The sequence below is a fragment of the Delftia sp. BGA-UO-ETr-SB1 genome (assembly GCF_059567865.1).
The window spans coordinates 305850-329601 of sequence record NZ_JCAQOW010000006.1; the positions used below are offsets into that span (position 1 = coordinate 305850).

At 69.4% G+C, this 23752-nt stretch carries 23 protein-coding genes and 1 pseudogene; 21 read left to right on the forward strand and 3 right to left on the reverse strand.

Annotated elements, in window-relative coordinates; all coding sequences use genetic code 11:
• Positions 1-80 precede the first annotated feature (80 nt).
• Entirely contained in the window at positions 81-500 is a 420-nt protein-coding gene (locus AC57B5_RS20215; protein ID WP_012202052.1) for a hypothetical protein, read from the reverse strand.
• A 141-nt stretch (positions 501-641) separates the two neighbouring features.
• Between AC57B5_RS20215 and AC57B5_RS20220 the strand changes: the two genes are divergently transcribed.
• The 18 genes and pseudogenes from AC57B5_RS20220 to AC57B5_RS20305 all read left to right on the forward strand — a co-directional run bounded on the left by AC57B5_RS20220 (position 642) and on the right by AC57B5_RS20305 (position 19405).
• The gene (locus AC57B5_RS20220; RefSeq protein WP_013800015.1) at positions 642-1601 is read left to right on the forward strand and encodes a LysR family transcriptional regulator; all 960 of its coding nucleotides are present in this window, start codon (positions 642-644) and stop codon (positions 1599-1601) included.
• Positions 1602-1649: 48 nt separating this feature from the next.
• On the forward strand, positions 1650-2549 hold the full coding sequence (locus AC57B5_RS20225; RefSeq protein WP_034397578.1) for a metallophosphoesterase: 900 nt from the start codon (positions 1650-1652) through the stop codon (positions 2547-2549).
• Between the two features lie 63 nt (positions 2550-2612).
• Positions 2613-3035: a universal stress protein gene (locus AC57B5_RS20230; protein ID WP_012202049.1), complete on the forward strand. Its 423-nt coding sequence runs from the start codon at positions 2613-2615 to the stop codon at positions 3033-3035.
• 211 nt (positions 3036-3246) lie between these two features.
• Positions 3247-6918 carry a DUF3616 domain-containing protein gene (locus AC57B5_RS20235; protein ID WP_496400217.1) on the forward strand — a complete coding sequence of 1224 codons (3672 nt, stop codon included), beginning with the start codon at positions 3247-3249 and terminating at the stop codon, positions 6916-6918.
• A gap of 173 nt (positions 6919-7091) precedes the next feature.
• Positions 7092-7772, forward strand: a complete 681-nt coding sequence (locus AC57B5_RS20240; protein WP_496400218.1) for a fumarylacetoacetate hydrolase family protein — start codon at positions 7092-7094, stop codon at positions 7770-7772.
• Positions 7769-8530: a fumarylacetoacetate hydrolase family protein gene (locus AC57B5_RS20245; RefSeq protein ID WP_099752418.1), complete on the forward strand. Its 762-nt coding sequence runs from the start codon at positions 7769-7771 to the stop codon at positions 8528-8530. The genes AC57B5_RS20240 and AC57B5_RS20245 overlap by 4 nt, the downstream gene beginning before the upstream one ends.
• Positions 8531-8557: 27 nt before the next feature.
• Positions 8558-10015, forward strand: coding sequence for a 5-carboxymethyl-2-hydroxymuconate semialdehyde dehydrogenase (gene hpaE / locus AC57B5_RS20250; protein ID WP_017405675.1), 1458 nt, complete (start codon positions 8558-8560; stop codon positions 10013-10015).
• A gap of 42 nt (positions 10016-10057) precedes the next feature.
• Positions 10058-11053: pseudogene (locus AC57B5_RS20255) on the forward strand (tripartite tricarboxylate transporter substrate binding protein); the annotation flags it as partial.
• A 20-nt stretch (positions 11054-11073) separates the two neighbouring features.
• Positions 11074-11400 (forward strand): aromatic ring-opening dioxygenase subunit LigA, encoded by a 327-nt coding sequence (locus AC57B5_RS20260; protein WP_239972885.1) that lies wholly within the window; start codon positions 11074-11076, stop codon positions 11398-11400.
• A 1-nt stretch (position 11401) separates the two neighbouring features.
• Positions 11402-12220, forward strand: a complete 819-nt coding sequence (locus AC57B5_RS20265) for a DODA-type extradiol aromatic ring-opening family dioxygenase (RefSeq protein ID WP_486704529.1) — start codon at positions 11402-11404, stop codon at positions 12218-12220.
• Complete coding sequence (locus AC57B5_RS20270) at positions 12221-12655, forward strand: 5-carboxymethyl-2-hydroxymuconate Delta-isomerase (protein ID WP_012202041.1); 435 nt, start codon at positions 12221-12223, stop codon at positions 12653-12655.
• A 1-nt stretch (position 12656) separates the two neighbouring features.
• Positions 12657-13490, forward strand: a complete 834-nt coding sequence (gene hpaH / locus AC57B5_RS20275; protein ID WP_199958719.1) for a 2-oxo-hept-4-ene-1,7-dioate hydratase — start codon at positions 12657-12659, stop codon at positions 13488-13490.
• Positions 13491-13535: 45 nt separating this feature from the next.
• Positions 13536-14990, forward strand: a complete 1455-nt coding sequence (locus tag AC57B5_RS20280) for an NAD-dependent succinate-semialdehyde dehydrogenase (protein WP_496400219.1) — start codon at positions 13536-13538, stop codon at positions 14988-14990.
• Positions 14991-15008: 18 nt separating this feature from the next.
• The gene (locus AC57B5_RS20285) at positions 15009-15830 is read left to right on the forward strand and encodes an aldolase/citrate lyase family protein (protein ID WP_012202038.1); all 822 of its coding nucleotides are present in this window, start codon (positions 15009-15011) and stop codon (positions 15828-15830) included.
• Positions 15831-15916: 86 nt separating this feature from the next.
• Positions 15917-16405: a homoprotocatechuate degradation operon regulator HpaR gene (gene hpaR / locus AC57B5_RS20290; protein WP_013800005.1), complete on the forward strand. Its 489-nt coding sequence runs from the start codon at positions 15917-15919 to the stop codon at positions 16403-16405.
• A gap of 44 nt (positions 16406-16449) precedes the next feature.
• Positions 16450-17085, forward strand: a complete 636-nt coding sequence (locus tag AC57B5_RS20295) for a 3'-5' exonuclease (RefSeq protein ID WP_013800004.1) — start codon at positions 16450-16452, stop codon at positions 17083-17085.
• A gap of 190 nt (positions 17086-17275) precedes the next feature.
• Positions 17276-17779, forward strand: a complete 504-nt coding sequence (locus tag AC57B5_RS20300; RefSeq protein ID WP_012202035.1) for a flavin reductase family protein — start codon at positions 17276-17278, stop codon at positions 17777-17779.
• 210 nt (positions 17780-17989) lie between these two features.
• Complete coding sequence (locus tag AC57B5_RS20305; protein WP_047470186.1) at positions 17990-19405, forward strand: amino acid permease; 1416 nt, start codon at positions 17990-17992, stop codon at positions 19403-19405.
• Here the strand turns inward: AC57B5_RS20305 and AC57B5_RS20310 are convergent.
• Positions 19402-20601 (reverse strand): DUF5666 domain-containing protein, encoded by a 1200-nt coding sequence (locus tag AC57B5_RS20310; RefSeq protein ID WP_496400220.1) that lies wholly within the window; start codon positions 20599-20601, stop codon positions 19402-19404. The two genes, AC57B5_RS20305 and AC57B5_RS20310, sit on opposite strands and share 4 nt — an antisense overlap.
• 147 nt (positions 20602-20748) lie before the next feature.
• Here AC57B5_RS20310 and AC57B5_RS20315 point away from each other — a divergent pair, with 147 nt between their 5' ends.
• The 3 genes from AC57B5_RS20315 to AC57B5_RS20325 are packed head-to-tail and all read left to right on the forward strand — an operon-like array spanning position 20749 to position 23466.
• Positions 20749-21459, forward strand: a complete 711-nt coding sequence (locus AC57B5_RS20315) for a PepSY domain-containing protein (RefSeq protein ID WP_325100485.1) — start codon at positions 20749-20751, stop codon at positions 21457-21459.
• A complete protein-coding gene (locus AC57B5_RS20320; protein ID WP_099752414.1) occupies positions 21459-22139 on the forward strand; it encodes a response regulator transcription factor in 681 nt (226 codons plus the stop codon). The genes AC57B5_RS20315 and AC57B5_RS20320 overlap by 1 nt, the downstream gene beginning before the upstream one ends.
• Positions 22129-23466, forward strand: a complete 1338-nt coding sequence (locus AC57B5_RS20325; RefSeq protein WP_097204796.1) for a sensor histidine kinase — start codon at positions 22129-22131, stop codon at positions 23464-23466. Before AC57B5_RS20320 ends, AC57B5_RS20325 begins: the two co-directional genes overlap by 11 nt.
• Positions 23467-23485: 19 nt before the next feature.
• Here AC57B5_RS20325 and minE read toward each other — a convergent pair whose 3' ends face one another.
• Positions 23486-23749 carry a cell division topological specificity factor MinE gene (gene minE / locus AC57B5_RS20330; RefSeq protein WP_012202033.1) on the reverse strand — a complete coding sequence of 88 codons (264 nt, stop codon included), beginning with the start codon at positions 23747-23749 and terminating at the stop codon, positions 23486-23488.
• Between the last annotated feature and the right edge of the window lie 3 nt (positions 23750-23752).

The following is a 23752-nucleotide window of genomic DNA, read 5'->3' on the forward strand; positions in this document are numbered from 1 at the left end:
GCCCCCAGACAACAAAAAAGCCGCGCCTTGTGGGCAGCGGCTTTTTTTGGAGGAGCGCCGAAAGGCGCCCCAGGCAGAGATCAGTTGCCTTGACGATCCATGGCGCGGGCCAGGTCGGCCATCAGGCGGGCGTCCTGCAGTGCGGCATTCCAGATGCGCTCGTCGGCGGCAGCCTGCTGGCGGCTCTCGGTCCAGGCGCGGTAGCCGGCGCGGGCCGTCATGGCAGCGCGGCGGGCGGGAGCGGAGAACAGGGCCAGGCCCATGAAGGCGGCAACCCACAGCACCACCCAGGCGCCCAGCATGTGGCCGTCGGTCCAGTTGTGGGCGACCTCGTTGACCACCACCATCAGCGCGGCCACCAGGGCAGCAAGCAGCAGGGCGCTGGCGCCACGCTTGCCGGAGAAACGCTTGGCAGCGCTCTTGCGGTCATCGGCGGCTTGATAGACATGCACCACACCAGGGTGCTCGACACAGTAGGAGTTGTAAATGAAGTTGCTCATGGCAGATAAACCCAGTTAAATAGCCGCTTTTGACGGCGTGGCGGGCGACTAGGTGTAACTATAGGGTTTACCCTAGAGCTCTTCAAATTTATATCTTGAATCTGTAGCATTCACGCCAGTGATGACTCAGCGCCCGCCGCCATGTCTGCCCTGAACTTCCGCACACTGGATCTGAACCTGCTGCGCGTCTTCGACGAGGTGATGGCAGAGCGCAGCCTGACGCGGGCGGCCCACAAGCTGGCCATCACCCAGCCGGCCGTGAGCAACGCCCTGCGCCGCCTGCGCGAGGCCCTGGGCGACGAGCTCCTGGTGCGCCAGGGCCAGGGCGTGGAGCCCACGCCGCGCGCGCTGGCGCTGTGGCCCGTGATCCGGGAGGCGCTGCAGCAGCTGCAGGACACGCTGACGCCGGGCGAATTCCATCCTTCCACCGCCACCGCCACCTTTGTGCTGGCCATGGCCGACGCCACGGCGGCCACGCTGATCCCGCCCATGTTCAGCCTGCTGGAGCGCGAGGCGCCCGGCGTGGGCATCCGCGTGCTGCCGCTGACCACGCGCGACCCGCGCGGCCTGCTGGAGGCCGGCGAGGCCGACATGGCCGTGGGCTACTTCCCCGCCGCGCTGGCCGACCTGACGGCGCGCGCGCAGTCGGGCGCCCTGGTGGCCTTCGACAGCCGGCGCCTGTATGAAGGCGAGTACCTGTGCGTGATGCGCCAGGGCCATCCGCTGGCCGATGTGCCGCTGACGCTGGACAACTACTGCGCGGCGCGCCACATGCTGGTGAGCTTCTCGGGCCGCTCCTTCGGCTTCATCGACGAGGCCCTGGCCTCGCTGGGCCGCACTCGCCAGGTGGTGCTCACCGTCAACCAGTTCTTCACGGCCGGGCGCGTGGTCATGAACTCCAACCTGCTGACCATCCTGCCGCGCCACTTCGTGCCCGTGACCGGCATGGCCGACAAGCTGGTGCTGCGCGAGCTGCCCTTCGACGTGCAGCCCGTGCATGTGGACGCGCTTTGGCGCCGGCGCGGCCAGCACCCGCAGGCCTATGAATGGCTGCTGCGCACGCTCACGCGCTCGGCCGAGGCCACCTTCCCGCACACCTGAGAGCGTGTTGCGGGGGCGCGCGCCAGCGCAGGTTCTACACTTGGCCGCATGAAGATCCAGCTGCTGTCCGACCTGCACCTCGAGGCCCATCCGCATTTCATCGCCGAGCCCGCACCCGATGCCGACGTGCTGGTGCTGGCCGGCGACATAGGCTCCTACCAAAGCGGCAGCCTGCTGCAAGGCGAGCACTTCGGGCTGGAGCGTTTCTCTCCCCTGCCCCAATACGCGGGCTGGCCCTGCCCCGTGATCTTCGTGCCGGGCAACCATGAGTACGACATGCAGGACTTCGACGCCGCCCATGCCCGCCTGCGCGCCGCCTGCGAGCGCATGGGCATGGTCTGGCTGGAGCGCGAGACCGCCGTGCTGGGCGGCGTGCGCTTCGTTGGCACCACGCTGTGGAGCGACTACGACGCCATGTCCATGCACGAAGGCGTGAGCGACCTGACCCGGCTGCTGAAGCTGCGCGAGAAGGCCTTCCGCGCCGCCAACTTCTACCTGCACAAGACCGGCGGCACGCGCGGCGGCGAGCCCTTTCTGGCCGAGCCCATGCGCGAGCAGTCGCTGGTCTGCCAGCAATGGCTGCGCCAGGCGCTGGCCCGGCCTTTCGACGGCCCCACGGTGGCCGTCACGCACTTCGCGCCCAGCCTGCGCAGCGCCGATCCGCGCTATGGCCTGGTGCCCGGCACGGCCGGCTTTTGCAATGTGCTCGACGACCTGCTGCCCTTTGCCGATCTGTGGCTGCACGGCCACCTGCATTCGCCCAGCGACTATGTGGCCGAGGGCCTGCGCGACGATGGCAGCGCCTGGCGCTGCCGCGTGGTGGCCAACCCGCTGGGCTATGCACGCAAGGGCGAGCAGGAGGGCTTTTTCCCGCGCTCTACCATCGAGTTGCCGGCGCACGTGACCGCAGGGGCGGCAGAGGTGGCAGATGCGCCGGTCCGCGCTTGACCTGGATCAAGCACTCCATCCCGGCTTGGGCTTAGTCTTGGGCCATACCAAAGGAGGACTTTCATGAACATCCTGCTCGCAGTCGATGGCAGCCCCTACACCCAGAAGATGCTGGCCTACCTGACCTCGCACCCCGAGATCCTGGGCTCCGCCCACAGCTACAGCGCCATCACCGTCCAGCCCCAGCTGCCGGCCCGCGCGCGCGCCGCCCTGGGCAAGGAGGTGGTGGACGAGTACTACGCCGAGGAATCGACCAAGGTGCTGGACCCCGTGTGCAGCTACCTGGCCGAACACGGCGTGCAGGCCACGCGCCTGAGCAAGGTGGGGCCGGTCGCCGACTCCATCATCAAGGCCGCCGAGGAAGGCAAGTTCGACCTGCTGGTCATGGGCACGCATGGCCATGGCGCGCTGGGCCGCCTGGTCATGGGCTCGGTCAGCACCCAGGTGCTGGCCGGCAGCCAGGTGCCTGTGCTGCTGATCCGCTGATCCGCTGCACCGTGGACATGCGGCGCCCATAACCAGAAAAAGCAAAGCGCAGGCTTCACGGCGCAATGAACCAAAGACGGCTCCCCCGCGGGAGCCGTCTTTTTTTTGCATGGCAGCTTGCCGCCGTCGTGCATGGCCTGCCGTCACCGGGCTGTCACAGCCGCCTTTTACAGTCGCGCGATTTGTCACACAGGGGATGGTGAGCATGCGCATGGATACTTTGGATTGGCGGCACAAGGCAATTGCAACGGCCTGCCTGGCCCTGTGTGGCGCTGCATGGTCCGCGCCCTTCACCCCGGGCAACCTGGTGGCCTACCGCGTTGGCACCGGCACGGGCGCCCTGCCTGTGTACCTGGACGAGTACCGCGTGGACGGCACCCTGGTGCAGTCGCTGCCGCTGTCAGGCGGTGCAACGCCGCTGACGGCCAGCAGCAAGGGCTCGGAAGGCCTGCTCAACCGCTCGGACAATGGCCTGTGTCTGGTGGTTCCCGGCTATGCCGTGGCCACCGGCGGCACCGAGCCCAACGGCGTCACGGCAGCGGCGGCCCAGCGCGCCGTGGCCGTGGTGGGGTTCGACTCCGACGTGAAAAGCCTGCGCCCGCTCGGCACCACGGCCTTCAGCAAGGACACCATCCGCGGGGCAGCCAGCAGCGACTGCGGCGCCGTCTGGGCCAGCGGCAAGGGCACGGCCACGGCCAACAATGGCGTCTGGCACGTGGCTGCCGACGGCACGGGCATCTCCCAACTGAACAGCAGCAATGTCCAGGGCCTGGCGGTCGCCGGCGGCCAGTTGATCGCCGCCATCAACGGCGGCTCGCTCAACCAGATCGGCACGAATTTGCCGACCACGGGCATCCAGACGGCCCTGCCCCTGGCGGGCCTGACGCCCTCCACCTACCGCGGCATCGCCTTCCTGCAACTCGATGGCGGCCCCGCCCTGGCGAACACCGTCTACGTGGCGGACAACGATACCGGCGCCATCCGGAAATTCCGCCTCTCGATGGACGGCACCAGCTGGCAGTCCGCAGGCTCCATTGCCGGCCTGTCCAAGGTCCACGGCTTGGCCGCCTTCGATACCGGCGGCGGCAATGTGATGCTGATGGCCACCGACACCACGGGCCGCCTGTACCGCGCCTTCGATCACGGCGGCTACGCCGGCACGCTGTCGGGCACGGCCGAGTCCATCGCCGCGCCGCAGGACGGCGTGTTCTATGGCGTGGCCTGGGCTCCGCTGGAGACCGTGCCGGCGACCGTGCCCGCCGCCCCCTCCAACCTGGCGGCCACCCCGGCCGGCAACCGCGTGACGGCCGCCTGGGACGCCGTGCCGGGCGCCGCCTACTACGTGGTGGAGCTGTCGCAGGACAGCTTTGCATCGGTAGCCTCCACGGCCGTGGCCCTGGGCAACAGCCAGGCGCTGGAAGGCCTGCAGCCCGGCAGCTATACGCTGCGCGTGCGCGCCGTCAACGGCCTCGGCGGGAGCACGGCTGCAGTGAGCGTGCCTTTCGTGGCCTCGGCCCCGCCGACGGCCTCGCTGCCCGAACTGACCGCGTTTTCCGGCGTGGTCGGCGACGCCAACGACCCGCTGGCCTCGGCAGGCATCGGCTTCACGGTGCAGGATGCGGGGGGCGCTGGCGGTGTACAGGTCACTGCGCGTTCGAGCAACCAGGCCGTGGTGGCCGACGCCGGCCTGGCCGCGTCCAATCAGGCCGGCAACGCCGTGCTCAAGATCACGCCCACCGGCGTGGGCTATGCCGACATCACCGTCACGCTGACCAACGCGGGCGGCGCCTCCGTCAGCCGCACCATCAAGTACGCGGCCTCGGCCAACACCGCAGCCAACACCAGCCCGCGCTGGCTGGCCGGGCGCTCGGACGCATCGACGGCCATCGTCATCGATGCCGCCACCATGCTGGTGGGCGACGACGAGGCGCCTGCCCAGGATGCCTCGGGCAATGCGCTGCCGGCCGGCAACTCCTTCTCGGCCTATGGCCCGGCCGGCGGGCTGCCCATCAAGCCGCTGATGCTGGACAGGACCGCCCTGGGCCTGGCCGATGCCGCCGCCTGCGCCGCCCCCGGCCTCACGGGCCTGGACAGCTGCAAGAGCGACGAGGAAATGGACATCGAGGCCAGCTTTGCCCTGGGCAGCCGCGTGTACGTGGCGGGCTCGCATTCCAACAACAAGAGCGGCAAGTCGCGCACCGACCGCTGGCGCCTGGCGGCGATGGATGTGACCGGCTCCGGCGCCTCCACGGCGCTGACCGCACGAGGCTACTACCGCTGGCTGCGCGAGGACCTGCGCAGCTGGGACGCGGCCGCGCATGACGGCCTTGCCGCCAACTACCTGGGCCTGGTGGCCAGCTCGGACGGCGGCGCCACCAAGGCGCCCGAGGCCGAGACGATGAGCGGCTTCTCCATCGAAGGCATGTCCACCAGCCCCGACGACGGCGCCGCCTGGCTGGGCTTTCGCGCGCCGCTGGTGCCGGCACCGGGCGCGCCGGCCGTCACGGCCGACCAAGCCACGGGCCGCACGCATGCGCTGATCGTGCCCGTGACCAACTTCGCGGCCCTGCCTGCGGCCGATGGCGGCAGCAAGGGCAGCGCGTCCATGGGCCCGCCGATCCGCCTGGACCTGGGCGGCCGCGGCATCCGCGAAATCCGCAAGAACGCAGCCGGCGAGTACCTGATCATCGCCGGCCCCTCGGCCAGCGCCACGGGCACCGCGCCGCGCAACTTCCAGCTCTACTCCTGGGACGGCCGCGTGAACAGCGCAGGCCTGGCCCTGAACCTGCGCCCGCGCGCTGCCGACCTGGCCGCCATCACCGTGCCCAACACCGCCTGCTCGGCCGAAGGCATAGGCGCCATGCCCGCCAGCCTGGACGCGGGCGGCAGCGTGGACATCATCAGCGACTGCGGCGATGCCGATTTCTACGGCGATGGCACCGTGGCCAAGGACCTGCCCTATGCAGCCTGGAAAAAGGCGCGCCTGGACAGCCTGGCGGTGTCGGCGCTGTCCACCGTGGCCCTGTCCGCCCAGGCCGTGGACCAGACATCGGCCGTGGTCCAGGCCACGCCCAGCATGGGCGGCAGCCTGCGCGCCGTGGCCCTGCCCGCCAACGCACCCGTCCCCAGCTGGGAACAGGTCATGGCCGGCCTGGATGCCGCCGGCCTGCCGGCCCCTGCCAGCAACACGGTCAACACCGCGGCCAATACCGCTGCCACGCTGTCCTTCACCGGCCTGGACCCCGCCGTGAGCTACCGCGTGCATGCGGTCAACCTGCCGGCATCGGGCACGGCCAGCGCGCCGGCTGTGCTGGCCCTGAGCAAGCCCACGCCCATCGGCACGCAGATCGGCACGGGCAGCAACACGGCGGGCGTGAGCAACGGCACGGGCAACGTGGGTGCGGACCAATGGCAGTTCGCCTCGAACTCGGCAGGCTTTCAGCCTGCGCCCTCGCAAAGCCCGCTGCCGGGCAACCTGCGCCTGCCCTACGGCAGCCTGAGCTTCGTGCTCATGGGCGGCACGCCGGGCTCCATGGCCACCATCCGCATGGACCTGCCTGAAGCCGCACCCGTCCAGGCCACGCTCTGGAAGTACGGCCCCACGGCCGCCACGCCCACGGCGCACTGGTATGAGCTGGCCGCGTCGGCCTACCGCTTCGCACCCGACCGCCGCTCGGTGAGCTTCGACATCACCGACGGGCAGACGGGAGACAGCGACCTGGCCGTCAACGGCGTCATCGTGGACCCCGTGGCAGTGGCCGCGCCTGCGGCCCTGCCGCCCGGCGCCACGGCCACCCCCGTGCCCGGCCTGTCCACACTGGCCCAGGCGCTGCTGGCGCTGGCCCTGGGCGGCCTGGCCGCACTGCGCCGCCGCCGCGGCTGACGCCAGCACCGGCCAGCCCCCGCCAGCACCGGCCGCACCCGGTACCCCCTTCAAGCCCCTGCACGGTTCGCCGCGCAGGGGCTTTTTGCTGCGGCCTGGGAAAACCCTGAATCCACCGTGTTGACGGGGCTTGTTGCAAAAACAATAATTACCACGTTAACTAAATCCAAACCATGCAGATTCAGCCCTTTCTCCTGGATGACGGCCTTGCGCTGGGCACGGTCTACGGCACGCTGCTCAACCAGCAGGCCACCGTGCAGCGCCTGTCGCCGCAGTTCGACAGCGCGCCCTACAAGGCCGCTCCGCGCGCCCCCGTGCTCTACCTCAAGCCGCGCAACACCTGGGCGCGCGATGGCGCTGCGGTGGCCGTGCCGGCCGATCCGGGCGAGGTCCGCGTCGATGCCAGCATCGGCCTGGTAATCGGCCGCAGCGCCACGCGCGTCAGCGAAGTAACGGCCCTGGACCATGTGGCCGGCTGGCTGATCGCCAGCGACCTCACGCTGCCGCACGAGAACTACTACCGCCCCGCCATCCGCCAGCGCTGCCGCGACGGTTTCTGCCCGCTGGGCACGCTGGTGCGCGGCGCAGGCTCCGATGCGCAAGCGGCAGAACTCACGGTGTCCATCAATGGTGAACAGGTCTGGCAGCGCGGCTTTGCCGACCTGGTGCGCTCGCCCGCAAGGCTGCTGGCCGACGTGACCGAATTCATGACGCTGTCGCCCGGCGACGTGCTGCTGCTGGGCCCGGGCGAAGGCGCGCCGCTGGCGCGGCCCGGGGACCGCGTGGTCATCGAGGTGCCCGGCCTGGGCCGGCTCACGCATTCGGTGGTGGCAGAACAGGGAGCAGCAGCATGAAGCACGGACGCGTCATCTTCGAAGGCCAGACGCTGCAGGTCACCGAAGGCCCGCACGGACAGGTGCAGTTGCCCGATGGCCGCCTGGTGGCGGAGACCGCCGTGCAGTGGCTGCCGCCGCTGCAGTTCGGCACCGTCTTCGCGCTGGGCCTGAACTATGCCGACCATGCCAAGGAAATCGCCTTCAACAAGGCGCCCGAGGAGCCGCTGGTCTTCCTCAAGGGCCCAAACACGCTGAACGGCCACCACGGCCGCACGTACCGGCCCGCCGACGTGGCCTACATGCACTTCGAGTGCGAGCTGGGCGTGGTCATAGGCAAGACCTGCCGCAACGTGCGCCGCGAAGACGCCTACGGCGTGGTCGCCGGCTACTGCACGGCCAACGACTACGCCATACGCGACTACCTGGAGAACTTCTACCGGCCCAACCTGCGCGTGAAGAACCGCGACGGCGCCACGCCCGTGGGCCCGTGGTTCGTCGATGCGGCCGATGTGCCCGACCCCATGAACCTGCGCCTGCGCAGCTGGGTCAACGGCGAGCTCAAGCAGGACGGCAGCACGCGCGACATGGTGCATGACATCCCCTCGCTGATCGCCCACCTGTCGGGCTTCATGACGCTGAACCCCGGCGATCTCATCCTCACCGGCACGCCCGACGGCGTGGCCGACTCCCGCGTGGGCGACGAGATCGTCACCGAGATCGAAGGCCTGGGCCGCCTGGTCAACACCATCGTCGGCGACGCGCCGGCCGCCTCCTGAACCCACCGCACACGCCAAGGAATCCCCATGCGCATTGACCACCTGATCGACGGCAAGGCCGTCGCCGGCAAGGACTATTTCGAGACCGTCAACCCCGCTACCCAGGAGGTGCTGGCCGAGGTTGCCGCTGGCGGCGAGGCCGAGGTGCAGGCCGCCGTTGCCGCCGCGAAGAACGCCTTCCCGAAATGGGCCAACACGCCCGCCACCGAACGCGCCAAGCTCGTGCGCAAGCTGGGCGACCTGATCGCCCGCCATGTGCCCGAGATCGCGCAGACCGAGACCAACGACTGCGGCCAGGTCATCGCCCAGACAGGCAAGCAGCTGGTGCCGCGCGCGGCCGACAACTTCTACTACTTTGCCGAGATGTGCACGCGCGTGGACGGCCATACCTATCCCACGCCCACGCACCTGAACTACACGCTGTTCCACCCCGTGGGCGTGTGCGCGCTGATCTCGCCCTGGAATGTGCCCTTCATGACGGCCACCTGGAAGGTGGCGCCCTGCCTGGCCTTCGGCAACACGGCCGTGCTCAAGATGAGCGAGCTGTCGCCCATGACGGCCGCGCGCCTGGGCGAGCTGGCGCTGGAGGCCGGCATTCCGCCCGGCGTGCTCAACCTGGTGCACGGCTACGGCAAGGATGCGGGCGAGCCCCTGGTGCGCCACCGCGATGTGCGCGCCGTCTCGTTCACGGGCTCGACCCAGACCGGCAACCGCATCGTGCAGGCCGCCGGCCTCAAGAAGTTCAGCATGGAGCTGGGCGGCAAGAGCCCCTTCGTGATCTTTGACGACGCCGACTTCGAGCGCGCGCTGGACGCGGCCGTGTTCATGATCTTCTCCAACAACGGCGAGCGCTGCACGGCCGGCAGCCGCATCCTGGTGCAAAAGGGCATCTACGCGAAATTCGTGGACCGCTTCGTGGAGCGTGCCAGGAAGATCACCGTGGGCGACCCGCTGGACGAATCCACCATCGTCGGCCCCATGATCAGCGCCAGCCACCTGGCCAAGGTGCGCCACTACATCGAACTGGGCCAGAAGGAAGGTGCCAGCATGCTGTGCGGCGGGCTCGATGCGCCCGTGCTGCCCGAGCGCGTGCGCAAGGGCAACTACGTGCTGCCCACGGTGTTTGCCGACGTGGACAACCGCATGCAGATCGCCCAGGACGAGATCTTCGGCCCCGTGGCCTGCATCATCCCCTTCAGCGACGAGGCCGAGGCCGTGCGCCTGGCCAACGATATCCAGTACGGCCTGTCCAGCTACGTCTGGACCGAGAGCGTGGGCCGCGCCCACCGCGTGGCCGCCGCCATCGAGGCCGGCATGTGCTTCGTCAACAGCCAGAACGTGCGCGACCTGCGCCAGCCCTTCGGCGGCACCAAGGCCTCGGGCACGGGCCGCGAGGGCGGCAGCTGGAGCTACGAGGTCTTCTGCGAGCCCAAGAACGTGGCCGTATCGCTGGGCTCGCACCATATTCCGCACTGGGGCGTCTGAACGGGCGACCAGCGACAACGACAAAGAGAACCGAGGAGACAAGACATGCAACGCCGCCATTTCCTGCAATCCACCGCAGCCACCACGGCCGCAGCGCTGATGCTCCCGGGCCTTTCCCAGGCCCAGCCCGGTAGCCCGGCCGGCACCTGGCCTGCAAAACCGCTGCGCATCATCGTGCCCTTCACGCCGGGCGGCACCACCGACCTGGTGGCGCGCCTGGTGGGCACCGAGCTGGGCAAGTCCCTGGGCCAGCCTGTGATCGTGGAGAACAAGCCCGGCGCGGGCACGGTGATCGGCGTGGACTATGTGTCCAAGCAGCCGGCCGACGGCTACACCCTGGTGTGCGTGGCCAACAGCTTCACGGCCAACAAGACGCTGGTGAAGAACCTGCCCTACGACACCACGCGCGACCTCAAGCCCGTGGCGCTGATGGGCCTGTCCGAGCATGTGCTGGCCACCCACCCGGGCAGCGGCCTGAAGACGCTGGCCGATCTGCGCAACCGCGCCAAGGCCAAGCCCGGCGAGCTCAGCTATGCCTCGTTCGGCAACGGCACCTCGGCCCATCTGTCGGGCGCGCTGCTGTGCCAGGAGATGGGCATCGAGATGGTCCACATCCCCTACAAGGGCCAGGGCCCGGCGCTGGCCGACCTGCTGGGCGGCCAGGTGGACGTGATGTTCGGCAACTGGCCCGAGTTCCGTGGCCATGTGCAAAGCGGCAAGCTGGTGGCACTGGGCATGGCCACGCGCCAGCGCTCGCAGTTCGCGCCCCAGGTGCCCACGCTGGCCGAGCAGGGCGTGGCGCTGGAATCCAACTCCTGGCAGGGTCTGCTGGCACCGGGCGCCACGCCCGATGCGCTGGTGCAGCGCATCAACGCCGCCGTGGTCAAGGCCCTGGCCGAGCCCGCCGTGGTGGACGCCTTCGCGCGCGGCGGCATCGTCTCGCAGGCCGGCACGGCGCAGCAGTTCGCAGCCTTCGTCACCAGCGAAATCGCCAAGTACGAAGCCATCATCCGCCGCGCCAACATCACGCTGGGCTGAGGCCGACACCGGGAGCCGCCATGAGCCTGTACACCATGCAGAAATTCCTGTTCCAGCTCAACCGCGAGCCCGAGGTGCAGCGGCGCTTTGCCGAGGACCGCGCCGCGCTGCTGGCCGAGTACGCGCTGGAGCCCGAGGAGTACGAAGCCATGTTCCACGGCGACATCGGCAAGCTCTACGTGCTGGGCTGCAACGGCCAGTTGCTCATGCACTTCGCGCCGCTGCTGGGCATGCCCTGGGCCGACTACCTGCAGGCCATGCGCGACGGCGTGCAAAAGCACGGACCGGTGCGCGCCGGGGTGTATGCCATGACCACAGGCGCCAACGAAAAAGTTGCAGGAGTTTGAGATGAGTCTGGTATTTGCAGGCGTTTGCAGCCACGCGCCCGGCATCACGGGCCGCGCACACCTGGCCGATCCGGCCACCAGGGATGCCTTCCATGCCGCCTTCCGCGACATGGGCGCACGGCTGGAGGCAGCGCGGCCCGATGCCGTGATCGTCATCGCGGCCGAGCACTTCGCCAACTTCTTCATGAACAACATGCCGGCCTATGCCATCGGCATGGCAGACCACTACGAAGGGCCTATCGAGGACCCGGCCTGGCTGGGCATAGAGCGCCACCGCATCCCCGGCAATGCCGAACTGTCGCGGCGCCTGATCACCGAGGTCATGCAGACCGTGGACGTGGCCTTTGCCGAGGAGTGGAAGTTCGACCACGGCATCATGGTCCCGCTGCACTTTCTGACGCCGGCCTATGACAAGGACATCATCCCCGTCAACATCAACTGCCAGGGCCCGCCGCTGACGCCGCTGCACCGCGCCTGGGCCTTTGGCGAGGCCCTGCGCCGCGCCTGCGACAAGGCGCCCGAGCGCATCGCCATCGTGGGCACGGGCGGCATCTCGCACTGGCCGGCCACGCCCGACTCGGGCAAGGTCAACTGGGAATGGGACCAGCAGTTCATGGACCGCTGGTGCCGCAACGACCGGGACACGCTGCTGTCGTACACCGACGCCGAGACCTACCGCGACGGCGGCCAGGGCGGCTTCGAGATCCGCAGCTTCATCGCCGTGGCCGCTGCCGCGCGCGGCGCGGGCCAGGTGCTGTACTGCCAGCCCATTCCCATCTTCGCCGTGAGCTGCACGGCCGCCACCATGGAGGTGGCCTGAATGCCGCACGTGGTCATCCTCTACACGGCCAGCCTGGACGCGCACACCGACATGACGCAGCTGTGCCGCGCCCTGGCCGACACCATGCTCACCGTGCGTGCCGAAGACGGCGCCCAGGTCTTTCCCACGGGCGGCACGCGCGTGCTGGCCTACCCCGCGCCGCACAGCGCCGTGGCCGATGGCGGGGCCGCGGGCCGCGCAGCGGGCGGCGATGGCGACTACGGCTTCATCTACATCAACCTGCGCATGGGCCGGGGCCGCTCGGCCGCCGTGCAGCAGCAGGCCGGCGACGCCCTGCTGGCCTGCGCGCGCCGCCATCTGCAGCCGCTGTTCGCGCAGCGCCACCTGGGCCTGACCGTGCAGGTCGATGAAAGCCCGGGCCAGGTGTATGACGGCAAGCACAGCACCCTTCATCCCCTCTTTTCCAGGCCTTGAAATGTTTTCCCAAGAACTGTTGACCCAACTGGCCCAGGAGCTCGACCGCAGCGAGAAGACGCGAGTGCAGGTCGAGCATTTCTCCAAGCGCTTTCCCGGCATGACCGTGGAGGATGGCTACCGCGTCTCGCGCGAATGGGTGCGCCTGCAGATCGCGGCGGGGCGCAAGGTGATCGGCCACAAGATCGGCCTGACCTCGCGCGCCATGCAGATATCGAGCCAGATCGACGAGCCCGACTACGGCACCCTGCTCGACAGCATGCTCTACCGCTGCACGCCGGGCCAGGTGCTGGACATCCCGGCCGCCCACTTCATCGCGCCGCGCGTGGAGGTGGAGCTGGCCTTCGTGCTCAAGGCGCCGCTGCGCGGCCCGGGCCTGCCCGGCGGCAAGGAGATCACGCTGCAGGACGTGCTGGACGCCACCGACCACGTGACGCCGGCCATCGAGATCATCGACGCGCGCATCGAGCAGTTCGACCGCCACACCAAGGCCATGCGCAAGGTCTACGACACCATCAGCGACAACGCAGCCAATGCGGGCATCGTGGTCGGCGCCGGGCAGGCTGTTCCCGGGGTGCTTGACCTGCCCTGGTGCGGCGCCATACTGCGCTGCAACGGGGTGGTCGAGGAGACCGGCCTGGCTGCCGGCGTGCAGGGCCATCCCGCCATCGGCGTAGCCTGGCTGGCCAACAAGCTCTCGCCCTGGGGCGAAGCCCTGGAGGCCGGCCAGACCGTGCTGGCGGGCTCGTTCACGCGCCCCGTGGCTGCCCGGGCCGGCGACCTGTTCGATGCCGACTACGGCCCGCTGGGCCGCCTGCAATTCCGTTTTGTCTAGGCGCCGTCGTCCCGACGCCTGCCCCGCCCTTATTGGAGATTTCCCATGCCGCTTGCACTGCGCGACCCCAGCCTGCTCAAGAACCTCTGCCTGATCGACGGCCAATGGCTGGCCGCCGACGATGGCAGCCGCATCGACGTCCACAACCCCGCCACGGGCGAGTCCGTGGGCCATGTGCCCCGCATGGGCGAGGCCGAGACGCAGCGTGCCATCGCCGCCGCCGAACGCGCCTTTGCCCTCTGGAAGCAGCAGACCGCCGAGGCCCGCGCGCGCCTGCTGCATCGCTGGTTCGAGCTGATGATGGAGAACCAGGAGGACCTGGCCCTGATCATGACCAGCGAGCAGGGCAAGCCCCTGGCCGAGTCGCGCGGCGAGATCGCCTACGCGGCCTCCTACGTGCAGTGGTTTGCCGAGGAAGCGCGCCGCATCTACGGCTCCACCGTGCCCGCGCCCTGGGCCGACAAGCGCATCATCGTGACCAAGGAGCCCGTGGGCGTCTGCGCCGCGATCACGCCCTGGAACTTCCCGGCCGCCATGATCACGCGCAAGGTCGCGCCGGCCCTGGCGGCGGGCTGCACCATCATCGTCAAGCCCGCGCAGCAGACACCGCTGTCGGCCCTGGCCATGGCCGAGCTGGCCCAGCGCGCCGGCATTCCCGAAGGTGTGTTCAGCGTGATCACGGGCTCCTCGCGCGCCATCGGCGGCGTGCTCACGGCCAGCATGGCCGTGCGCAAGCTGACCTTCACGGGCTCCACCGAAGTGGGCCGCGTGCTGGCCGAGCAATGCGCGCCCACGCTCAAGAAGATGTCGCTGGAGCTGGGCGGCAACGCGCCCTTCATCGTCTTCGATGACGCGGACCTCGATGCCGCCGTCGAAGGTGCCATGGCCTCCAAGTACCGCAACACCGGCCAGACCTGCGTGTGCGCCAACCGCCTGCTGGTGCAGGACGGCGTGTACGACGCCTTCATGGCCAGGCTCAAGGTCGCCGTGCAGGCCCTCAAGGTGGGCAACGGGCTTGAGGCCGGCGTGGGCCAGGGCCCGCTGATCGACCAGGCCGCCGTGGACAAGGTCGAGGAGCTGGTGGCCGATGCCGTGAAGAACGGCGCCGAGGTCGTGCTGGGCGGGCGGCGCCATGCGCTGGGCGGCACCTTCTACGAGCCCACCATCCTGGCCAACGCCACGGACCGCATGCGCATCGCCAGGGAAGAGGTCTTCGGCCCCGTGGCGCCCGTGTTCCGCTTCAAGACCGAGGAAGAGGCCATCCGCATGGCCAACGACACCGAGTACGGCCTGGCAGCCTACTTCTACGCCCGCGACGTGGGCCGCGTGTGGCGCGTGGGCGAGGCCCTGGAGTACGGCATGGTGGGCATCAACAGCGGCATCATCAGCACGGCCGTGGCGCCGTTTGGCGGCGTCAAGCAGTCGGGCATGGGCCGCGAGGGCGGCGCCGCCGGCATAGAGGAATACCTGAGCACCAAGTACCTGTGCATGGGCCACTGAGGCCCGGACAATCACACCATGCAGACACCTGTGAATCGCTTCAAGGCCGCCATTGCGGCCGACCAACCCCAGATCGGCCTGTGGCTGGGCCTGGCCGACGCCTATTCGGCGGAAATCTGCGCGGGCGCCGGCTTCGACTGGCTCCTGATCGACGGCGAGCATTCGCCCAACGACACGCGCACCCTGCTGGCGCAGCTGCAGGCCATCGCGGCCTATCCCGACAGCCATGCCATTGCCCGCGTGCCCATGGGACACGGCGAGGTCGGCGAGATGCTGATCAAGCAGTACCTGGACATCGGCGTGCAGACCCTGCTCGTGCCCATGGTGGACACGGCCGAGCAGGCCGCACGCATCGTGCGCGCCGCGCGCTATCCGCAGGCCGACGGCCAGGGCGGCATCCGCGGCATGGGCGGCGCACGCGCCTCGGCCTGGGGCCGGCGCGCCAACTACGCCCATGAAGCCAACGCCCAGGTCTGCGTGCTGGTGCAGGTGGAGACACGCCAGGCGCTGGCCCACCTGGACGCCATTGCCGCCACCGAGGGCGTGGACGGCGTCTTCATCGGCCCGGCCGACCTGTCGGCCTCCATGGGCCACATCGGCAACCCCGGCCATCCCGAGGTGCAGGAGGCGATTGCCGACGCCATCGCGCGCATACGCCGCGCCGGCAAGGCGCCCGGCATCCTCACGCCCAACGAGGCCCTGGCGCGCAAGTACCTGGAGCTGGGCTGCACCTTCACGGCCGTGGGCCTGGACACCAGCGTGCTGGTGCAGGCCACCAGCGCGCTGGCTGCGCGCTTCAAGCAGGCAGCGGCCCCCGCGCCGAAAAGCCAGACCTATTGAGGCCCCGGCCTGACAAGGCGCCCGCAACGCCGCTCCGGGGAGGGAGCGGCGGCTGCATAGAATCCAGCCGACAGATGCTGCCGAACATGCCCCAGACCACGCCCTCTTTTGCCCCCGAGCCGCTGCGCGCCTTCTCGCGCTCCCTGCCCATGGCGCTGCTGCGCGCCCGCGAATCGGTCATGGTGCGCTTTCGGCCCATGCTGCGCGCCCATGGCCTGACCGAACAGCAGTGGCGCGTGCTGCGCGCCATGGCGGCGGTCACGCACAGGCTGCGGCCCATGGAGCTGTCGCAGGCCACCTACATCAGCATGCCAAGCCTCTCGCGCCTGCTCAAGACGCTGGAAGGCCGGCAGCTGGTGGAGCGCTCGCGCCACGCCAGCGACATGCGCGGCGCCGAGTTCGAGCTCACGGCGGCCGGCCATGCCATCGTGGCCGAGATCGCGCCGCATTCCTCCGAGACCTATGCCGAGATCGAGCGCCTGGTGGGCCATGAAGAGATCGAGCAGCTCTACGCCCTGCTCGACCAGGTCGTGCAGCGCCTGGGCGCGGCCGACGGCAGCCAGGCCGAGGAATAGCCGCCCCGGCACGCCGGTCGGGCACTGCCGGGCACAATCGCCCCATGCCGCAGCCGATTGCCGTCATCGACTTTGAAACCACGGGCATGGCGCCCGCCCAGGGCGCGCGTGCCACCGAGGTCGCCATCGTGCTGATCGAGGGCGGCCAGGTCGTGGACCGCTTCCAGAGCTTGATGCGCACGGGCGCCTGGATACCGCCCTTCATCACGCGGCTGACCGGCATCACCAATGCCATGGTCGCCGCCGCGCCGCCCGCCGAGGACGTGATGCGCGATGCCGCGCGCTTCGTGGGCAGCGCCCCCATGGTGGCGCACAACGCGGCCTTCGACAGCAAGTTCTGGCAGTCCGAGCTGGCTCTGGCCGGCGAGGCCGCACCCCAGCCCTTTGCCTGCACCGTGCTGCTGTCGCGCCGCATCTACCCGGAGGCGCCCAGCCACAGCCTGAGCCGGCTCACCGCCCACCTGGGCCTGCCCGTGGCCGAGCGTGCCCACCGGGCGCTGGCCGATGCCGAGATGGCCGCCGCCCTGCTGGCGCGCATGCAGCAGGACCTGTGCCTGCGCCACGCGCTGGCTTGGCCCGAGCATGCCCTGCTGATGCAGTTGCAGCGCTGCACGCGGGCCCGCATGAAGGCCTGGCTGAACGAGAACGCCGCGCCCGCCCAGATGAGCATGGCGCTGTGAGCCGGCGCCGCGCACACAGGGCAAAGACCTCCCTGGCAGAGGCCCCATCGGCCGCTTCTGCCGGCATCCGCACCCATAATGCAAGGTTGCTGCCCGGCTCCGGGCGCCCGTCCCAAACGCTGCAGCCCTGCTGCGGCCTTGCTGCCGCCTGGTTCTTGCTCCCGTGAATTCCGCACTGCCTCCCGCCGCCATGGCCGCCCTGCCTCCACAGTCCCCGTTCTCGTCGCGCGAGTTCCGCGACGCGCTGGGCCAGTTCGCCACGGGCGTGACCATCGTCACCGCACGCAGCCCGCAGGGCCATCCGGTGGGCGTCACCGTGAGCTCGTTCAACTCCGTCTCGCTCACGCCGCCGCTGGTGCTGTGGAGCATGGCGCTGTCGGCGGCCTCGCTGCCCGTGTTCCAGCATTGCTCGCACTACGCCATCCACGTGCTGTCGGCCTCGCAAAAGCCCCTGGCCGAGCTGTTCGCGCGCAAGGGCGTGGACCGCTTCGCCAACACCGCCTGGCGCAGTTCGGCCCAGGGCGTGCCGCTGCTGTCCGAAGCCACCACCGTCTTCGAATGCCGCAACCGCCATCGCCATGAAGAAGGCGACCATGTGATCTTCATCGGCGAGGTCGAGCAGTGCAGCCACCAGGCCGGCCACACGCCGCTGCTGTACCACGCAGGCCGCATGCACACGGGCGGCCTGGGCTGATACCGGGCCTGCGGCAGCCCTCTCGTCGCCTCTTTCGGCGACTCCCCCAATTCCCGCTCCTTCCCGCCTCCGGGTAATCCCCGGTCCGGGAAATCGGTGTCTGCGCATATTGTATATACAGGCTTATACATCTGATCGCAGACCCATCCGCAGGCTGATGAAGCCTGTGGATGCGGCAGCCATTTCACCAATGACGGGGGGAGACAGCACATGAGTTCACCATCTGCAGGCAGCCTGCACCGAGGGCTGTCGGCCCGCCATATCCGCTTCATGGCACTGGGCTCGGCCATAGGCACGGGGCTGTTCTACGGCTCGGCCAAGGCCATACAGCAGGCGGGGCCCTCGGTGCTGATCGCCTACCTGCTAGCGGGCGCGGCGGTCTACATGGTGATGCGCGCGCTGGGCGAGATGGCCGTGCACAACCCCGTGCCCGGCTCCTTCGGCCAGTACGCCAGCGACTACCTGGGGCCGTTCGCCGGCTTCGTCACGGGCTGGACCTATACCTTCGAGATGGTCATCGTCTGCCTGGCCGACGTGACGGCCTTCGGCATCTACATGGGCTTCTGGTTTCCCGAGGTGCCGCGCTGGATCTGGGTGCTGTCCATCGTCTGCTTCATCGGCGCGCTCAACCTGTGCTCGGTCAAGGTGTTCGGCGAGATGGAGTTCTGGCTGTCCCTGCTCAAGGTGGCGGCCATCATCGCCATGATCGGCGGCGGCCTGGGCATCATGGTGTTCGGCTTCGGCATGGCGGCCGGCCAGGCGCCGACCGGCGTGCAGAACCTGTGGGTGCACGGCGGCTTCATGCCCCATGGCGTCTCGGGCCTGATCGCCTCGCTGGCGGTGGTGGTGTTCGCCTTCGGCGGCATCGAGATCATCGGCATATCGGCCGGCGAGGCCAAGGACCCGGCGCGCGTGATCCCGCGCGCCATCAACGCCGTGCCGCTGCGCATCCTGCTGTTCTACGTGCTCACGCTGTTCGTGCTGATGAGCATCTTCCCCTGGCCGCAGATCGGCAGCCAGGGCAGCCCCTTCGTGCAGATCTTCAGCGGCCTGGGCATTTCCTCGGCCGCCACCATCCTCAACATCGTGGTGATCTCGGCGGCCGTGTCGGCCATCAACAGCGACATCTTCGGCGCCGGCCGCATGCTCTACGGCATGGCGCACCAGGGCCAGGCCCCCGCCGGCTTCGGCCGTGTCTCGCGCCATGGCGTGCCCTGGATGACCGTGGTGGTGATGGCCGTGGCGCTGCTGGCCGGCGTGGTGCTGAACTACCTGATCCCCGAGGACGTGTTCCTGCTGATCGCCTCCATCGCCACCTTCGCCACGGTCTGGGTCTGGCTGATGATCCTGCTGTCGCAGTTCGCGGCGCGCCGCCGCATGAGCCCGCAGCAGGTGGCCGCGCTGAAGTTCCCGGTCCCGCTGTGGCCCGCCGCGCCGCTGGCCGCCATCGCCTTCATGCTGCTGGTGCTGGGCGTGCTCGGCTACTTCCCCCACACCCGGGCGGCCCTGGTCGTGGGCGGCCTGTGGATCGTGCTGCTGGGCGCTGCCTACCTGCTGTGGGTGCGCCCCGCCGCCGCGCGTGCGCAGAGCGAGGCGATGCGGCCTGCGGCGAACGCGAACCCTTAGTCGAACTCGACCTCGGTGGCCACCACCATCGCGCCATCAACCGAGAGCCGGCCCTTGACCTCGACCACGCGCCCCACGGCAATTTGGGCAGCGCTGCCATCCTCGAAGCGCGCATTGCGATAGTCCACGCGCACGCCGCGCAGCTCGAAGATGCCGGCCAGGCTGTCGACAGCGGTGATGCGGCCCTCGATCTCGAAGCCATCATCACTGTCCAGCCGCAGCTTGCGCTCGACCTCGGAGGCGCGAAGCACCCCGTCCTGGAACATGCCCTCGACCTCGACCAGGTCGCCCACGGCAAGGCCTGCGGGCAGGCGTGTGGCGCTGCCCGCGTCCACGCTCAGGCCGTCCACGACGAAGCGGGTCGGCGAGTCCATGCGGGTGATATGGCCGGTGACGTCCGCCTCCACGCCTGCCTGTTCGGGCAGCGTGGGACGCTGCACCGACAGTGCGGTGGCCACCCACAGGCCGGCGGCATCGGGCTGGCGCGCCAGGCGCAGGCTGACCACGTCGCCGGCAGCCAGCGCGGCGGCAACCTGCACGCCGCTCCAGTTGACGACGGCCTCGCCGATGCGCAGGGTGCGGCGCGACGCGTCAACGGCATCCACAGGCGCGCGCAGGCGCCAGGGCTCGTCGGCGTCATCCTCGATCTCGATGCGGCTGGCAAGAATGCGGCCCTGCGCATCGCGCAGGCCGTGGACTTCCAGCACCCGGCCGACCTGCAGCGCCGCCGCGCGGCCGTCCTCGAACACCGTGGCCGCATCGACGATCACGGTCTGGCCCAGTACGGTCAGCCGGTCGCCCACGACCGCGCTCAACGGACCTTCCAGATCGCTGCGCACAAGAATCTGGCGGGCCATGGCGCGCGCCACACCATCGCTGCCGGTGGTCACGGGGTCGGCCGTGACATGGACCGCCATGCCCAGCTTGAGCGCATCGCTGGCCAGCAGGACGCCATCGCCATCGGTGATCCGGGCCTGGCGCTCGTCATACCGCACCCCATTGACCAGGATGGAGCCGAAGCCGTCAATGGTGCCCGACGCATAGCTGGCGCTGGGAGTGACCGGCGTGGGGGCGGGCTTGTCAGCCCCGCCGCCGCCACCGCCGCAGGCGGCCAGCAGCACGGACAGCGAGAGCGCGCCAGCGCCCAGGACCCGGGGCAATGGCGGGGCGGAGCGGGAAAAGCGAAGAAAATGCATGGTGTTCGATGCCAGAAAGAAACAGATGAAAAGGCACCGCGGCGGGCCATCGGTGCAACCGCCTGCAGTGTCGGCAAAGGCGCCTAAACCGCGCATGAATGGCGCGTTCATGCACTGTTTAAGAACGTGCACATAAGATGCGTGGCCGTGAAACTCCGCCTCGCACTTGCTGCCTTGCTGGCCCTGACGCTGGCGCCCGCCTCTGCCACCACGCCAGCGGAGCATGAAAGCGTGCGCCGCGAGGTGCAGTCGAAGCGCCTGCGGCCCTTGGCGGAAATCCTCCAGGACGTGCAGCAGCGCCACAAAGGGCGCGTCATCGACATCGAACTCGAGCGCGGCGCCGACGGCCGGCGCTGGTACGAAATCAAGCTCGCCAATGGCCAGCGCACGGAGATCTATATCGATGCAGTCACGGGACAGGACATCCCCCGGCCGGGCGCGACCACCGCCGTGCTGATACCCATGTCCGCCGTGGCGGCAGCCGTCACCCGCTTGCATCCCGGCACCGTGCTGCAGATCGAGCTGGAGGAAACGCGCAGCCCCAGGCCCTACTACGAGATCCAGCTGCTCACGCGCGAAGGCCGTGAGCAGCTGCTGCGCGCCGACGCCCAGACGGGCCGCATCCTGGTGGAGCCTGTCCTGAGCCGGGAGCAGGCCGCCACGCTGCAACCGCTGCCGCGCATTCTTGAGGAACTGGAGCGCAAGTACCAGGCCCGCGCCACAGAGGCCGAGCTCAAGATCGACGTCCGGCAGCGCGCCTACTACGAGGTCGAGTTGCAGCTGAGCGCCGGCCGCAGCATCGAAGTGCATGTGGATGCGTACAGCGGCCAGCCCATCGAAGAGGACGGACTGCGCTGATGCGGGTGCTCATCGTCGAAGACGACGCCGATCTTGCTGCAGGCCTGCAGGCCATCCTGCAGGAGGCCGGCATGCTGGCCGAGTGCTGCGCGGACGGCCGCCTCGCCCAGGAACTGGGCAGCGTCGAACACTACGACGCCGCCTTGCTGGACCTGGGGCTGCCAGGACAGGACGGCGTCTCGGTGCTGCGCCATTGGCGCGAGCAGGGCCGCTCCTTTCCCGTGCTGGTGCTCACGGCCCGCAACCGCTGGAGCGACAAGCTCACGGCCTTCCAGGCCGGCGCGGACGACTACCTGACCAAGCCCTTTCTGCACGAGGAGGTCGTCACGCGGCTGCGCGTGCTGCACCGGCGTGCAGCAGGCGGCAGCCGGCCCCTGGTGCAGATAGGCCCGCTGGCCTACGACACCATGGCAGACCGCTTCACGCTCGAAGGTCGGCCGCTTGCGCTGACCGCGCAGGAGCAACGCATCCTGAGCTTTCTGACCAACCGGCATGGACAGCTCGTCAGCCGCGCCGACATCAGCGAGCATGTCTACGCACGCGACCTGGACCCGGACTCCAACACCGTGGACGTGCTGGTCGGCCGCATCCGCCGCAAACTGTCCCCGCATGGCCTGATCCATACCGAGCGCGGACGGGGCTTTCGCCTGCAGCAGGCCAGCGGCGACCATGCGGCCTAGGCACTGGGGCCTGTCGGAGCGCCTGCTGGCACTGAGCCTGGTGGCCACGCTGGCCTGCGGCACGGCCGCCAGCTGGCTGCTGCGCGAGCAGTTGCACGATGCGGTGCTGCGCAGCTTCAAGGCCGGCCTGCAGGACCGTGCCGAGCGGCTGCAGGCCGAGCTGCAGTCCCCGGGGCCCCTGACCGGGCAGGGCACGCGGCTCAATCGCGGCGAGTTCGGCCGCATTTTCTCGGGCTGGTACTGGACACTGGAGCAGGACGGGCGGCTGCAGCAGTCGCGCTCGGTCTGGGACGACAGCCTGGAGCTGGACGACGCCCGTCCCTGGCCCCGGAACAAGGGCAGCGAGACGCTGCTGTCGCTGCGCGGGCCGCAGGGGCGCGAACTGCTGGGCTTGCGCCGCAGCTTCGATGTCGCGGGCCGGCGCGTGCAGCTGCATGTCTTCGGCCCGCTGGACGGTACGCGCCAGGAATGGCGCCGCATCGACCGCATCCTGCTGGTCACCGAGCTGGGCCTGGTCGCCGCGCTGCTGCTGTGCACGGTGGCGCTGGTGCGCCTGGGATTGCAGCCGCTGCGCAGCCTGCAGCAGGCGCTGCAGGACATGGAAGACGGCACACGCACGCAGCTGGGGCGGCACTTCGGCCCCGACCTGGACCCGATTGCCGAGGCCGTGGACCAGGTGCTGCAGCGCAATGCCCAGGTCGTGGAGCGCGCGCGCCACCAGGCGGCCGACCTGAGCCATGCGCTCAAGAAGCCGCTGGCCGTGCTCGGCATCCAGGCACGCGGCCATCAGGTCGATGGCCCGTGGCTGCGTGACCAGGTACAGGCCATGTCCCACACCATCGACCGCCATCTGGCGCGCTTCGCCAGCGGCGCCGGCAGCGCCGGCAGCGTGGCGCTGGATGAGGTGCTGGCCCGGCTGCTGGATGCCATGCGCCAGATCCACGCCCAGCGGCGCCTGTCCTGGTCCATGCAGACCTCCACGCCGCTGCCCGGCCATGGGCTGCGCTGGCGCGGCGCGGCCTCGGACCTGGAGGAGATGGCGGGAAACCTGCTGGACAACGCCGGCAAGTGGGCGCGCAGCCGCGTCACGCTGGCCGTGTGCCAGGATGGCACGACGACGCTGCTGCAGATCGATGACGACGGCCCAGGCCTGGCGCCGGAGCATCTCGCGCAGGCCATGGAGCGCGGTGTCCGCTTCGACGAACAGGCCCAGGGCCATGGCCTGGGCCTGGCCATCGTGCGCGACATCGCCGAGACCTATGGTGGATCGCTGGAGATGGGGCCGAGCCCGCTGGGCGGGTTGCGCTGCACGCTGCGCCTGGGCTGAGCACGGCGCCGGGCGGCGCTCAGCGCGAGGCGTCGGGCAGTTCGATCTTGACTTCGAGCACTTCGAGGTTTTCCTGGCGCTCCAGGTGCACCTTGATGTCGTTGACGTCGATGTCCACGTACTTGGAGATCACCGCCATCAGCTCCTTTTGCAGCGCAGGCAGGTAGTCGGGGCCACCGCCGTTGCCGCCCACGCGTTCGCGCGCGAGGATGATCTGCAGGCGCTCCTTGGCCACCGAGGCCGTCTTCTTCTTTTCTCCGAGCAGGAAAGAGAGCATGGACATGGC

Bases quoted from the DNA above. Each gene is read 5' to 3' on its own strand.
- AC57B5_RS20265 (WP_486704529.1), top strand. From the start codon at position 11,402: ATGAGTCTGGTATTTGCAGGCGTTTGCAGCCACGCGCCCGGCATCACG.
- AC57B5_RS20220 (WP_013800015.1), top strand. From the start codon at position 642: ATGTCTGCCCTGAACTTCCGCACACTGGATCTGAACCTGCTGCGCGTC.
- AC57B5_RS20320 (WP_099752414.1), top strand. From the start codon at position 21,459: ATGCGGGTGCTCATCGTCGAAGACGACGCCGATCTTGCTGCAGGCCTG.
- AC57B5_RS20300 (WP_012202035.1), top strand. From the start codon at position 17,276: ATGGCCGCCCTGCCTCCACAGTCCCCGTTCTCGTCGCGCGAGTTCCGC.
- AC57B5_RS20280 (WP_496400219.1), top strand. From the start codon at position 13,536: ATGCCGCTTGCACTGCGCGACCCCAGCCTGCTCAAGAACCTCTGCCTG.
- AC57B5_RS20245 (WP_099752418.1), top strand. From the start codon at position 7,769: ATGAAGCACGGACGCGTCATCTTCGAAGGCCAGACGCTGCAGGTCACC.
- AC57B5_RS20240 (WP_496400218.1), top strand. From the start codon at position 7,092: ATGCAGATTCAGCCCTTTCTCCTGGATGACGGCCTTGCGCTGGGCACG.
- AC57B5_RS20270 (WP_012202041.1), top strand. From the start codon at position 12,221: ATGCCGCACGTGGTCATCCTCTACACGGCCAGCCTGGACGCGCACACC.
- AC57B5_RS20285 (WP_012202038.1), top strand. From the start codon at position 15,009: ATGCAGACACCTGTGAATCGCTTCAAGGCCGCCATTGCGGCCGACCAA.
- AC57B5_RS20310 (WP_496400220.1), bottom strand. From the start codon at position 20,601: ATGCATTTTCTTCGCTTTTCCCGCTCCGCCCCGCCATTGCCCCGGGTC.
- AC57B5_RS20230 (WP_012202049.1), top strand. From the start codon at position 2,613: ATGAACATCCTGCTCGCAGTCGATGGCAGCCCCTACACCCAGAAGATG.
- hpaH (WP_199958719.1), top strand. From the start codon at position 12,657: ATGTTTTCCCAAGAACTGTTGACCCAACTGGCCCAGGAGCTCGACCGC.
- AC57B5_RS20235 (WP_496400217.1), top strand. From the start codon at position 3,247: ATGGATACTTTGGATTGGCGGCACAAGGCAATTGCAACGGCCTGCCTG.
- minE (WP_012202033.1), bottom strand. From the start codon at position 23,749: ATGTCCATGCTCTCTTTCCTGCTCGGAGAAAAGAAGAAGACGGCCTCG.
- AC57B5_RS20295 (WP_013800004.1), top strand. From the start codon at position 16,450: ATGCCGCAGCCGATTGCCGTCATCGACTTTGAAACCACGGGCATGGCG.
- hpaR (WP_013800005.1), top strand. From the start codon at position 15,917: ATGCCCCAGACCACGCCCTCTTTTGCCCCCGAGCCGCTGCGCGCCTTC.
- AC57B5_RS20225 (WP_034397578.1), top strand. From the start codon at position 1,650: ATGAAGATCCAGCTGCTGTCCGACCTGCACCTCGAGGCCCATCCGCAT.
- AC57B5_RS20215 (WP_012202052.1), bottom strand. From the start codon at position 500: ATGAGCAACTTCATTTACAACTCCTACTGTGTCGAGCACCCTGGTGTG.
- AC57B5_RS20260 (WP_239972885.1), top strand. From the start codon at position 11,074: ATGAGCCTGTACACCATGCAGAAATTCCTGTTCCAGCTCAACCGCGAG.
- AC57B5_RS20325 (WP_097204796.1), top strand. From the start codon at position 22,129: ATGCGGCCTAGGCACTGGGGCCTGTCGGAGCGCCTGCTGGCACTGAGC.
- AC57B5_RS20305 (WP_047470186.1), top strand. From the start codon at position 17,990: ATGAGTTCACCATCTGCAGGCAGCCTGCACCGAGGGCTGTCGGCCCGC.
- hpaE (WP_017405675.1), top strand. From the start codon at position 8,558: ATGCGCATTGACCACCTGATCGACGGCAAGGCCGTCGCCGGCAAGGAC.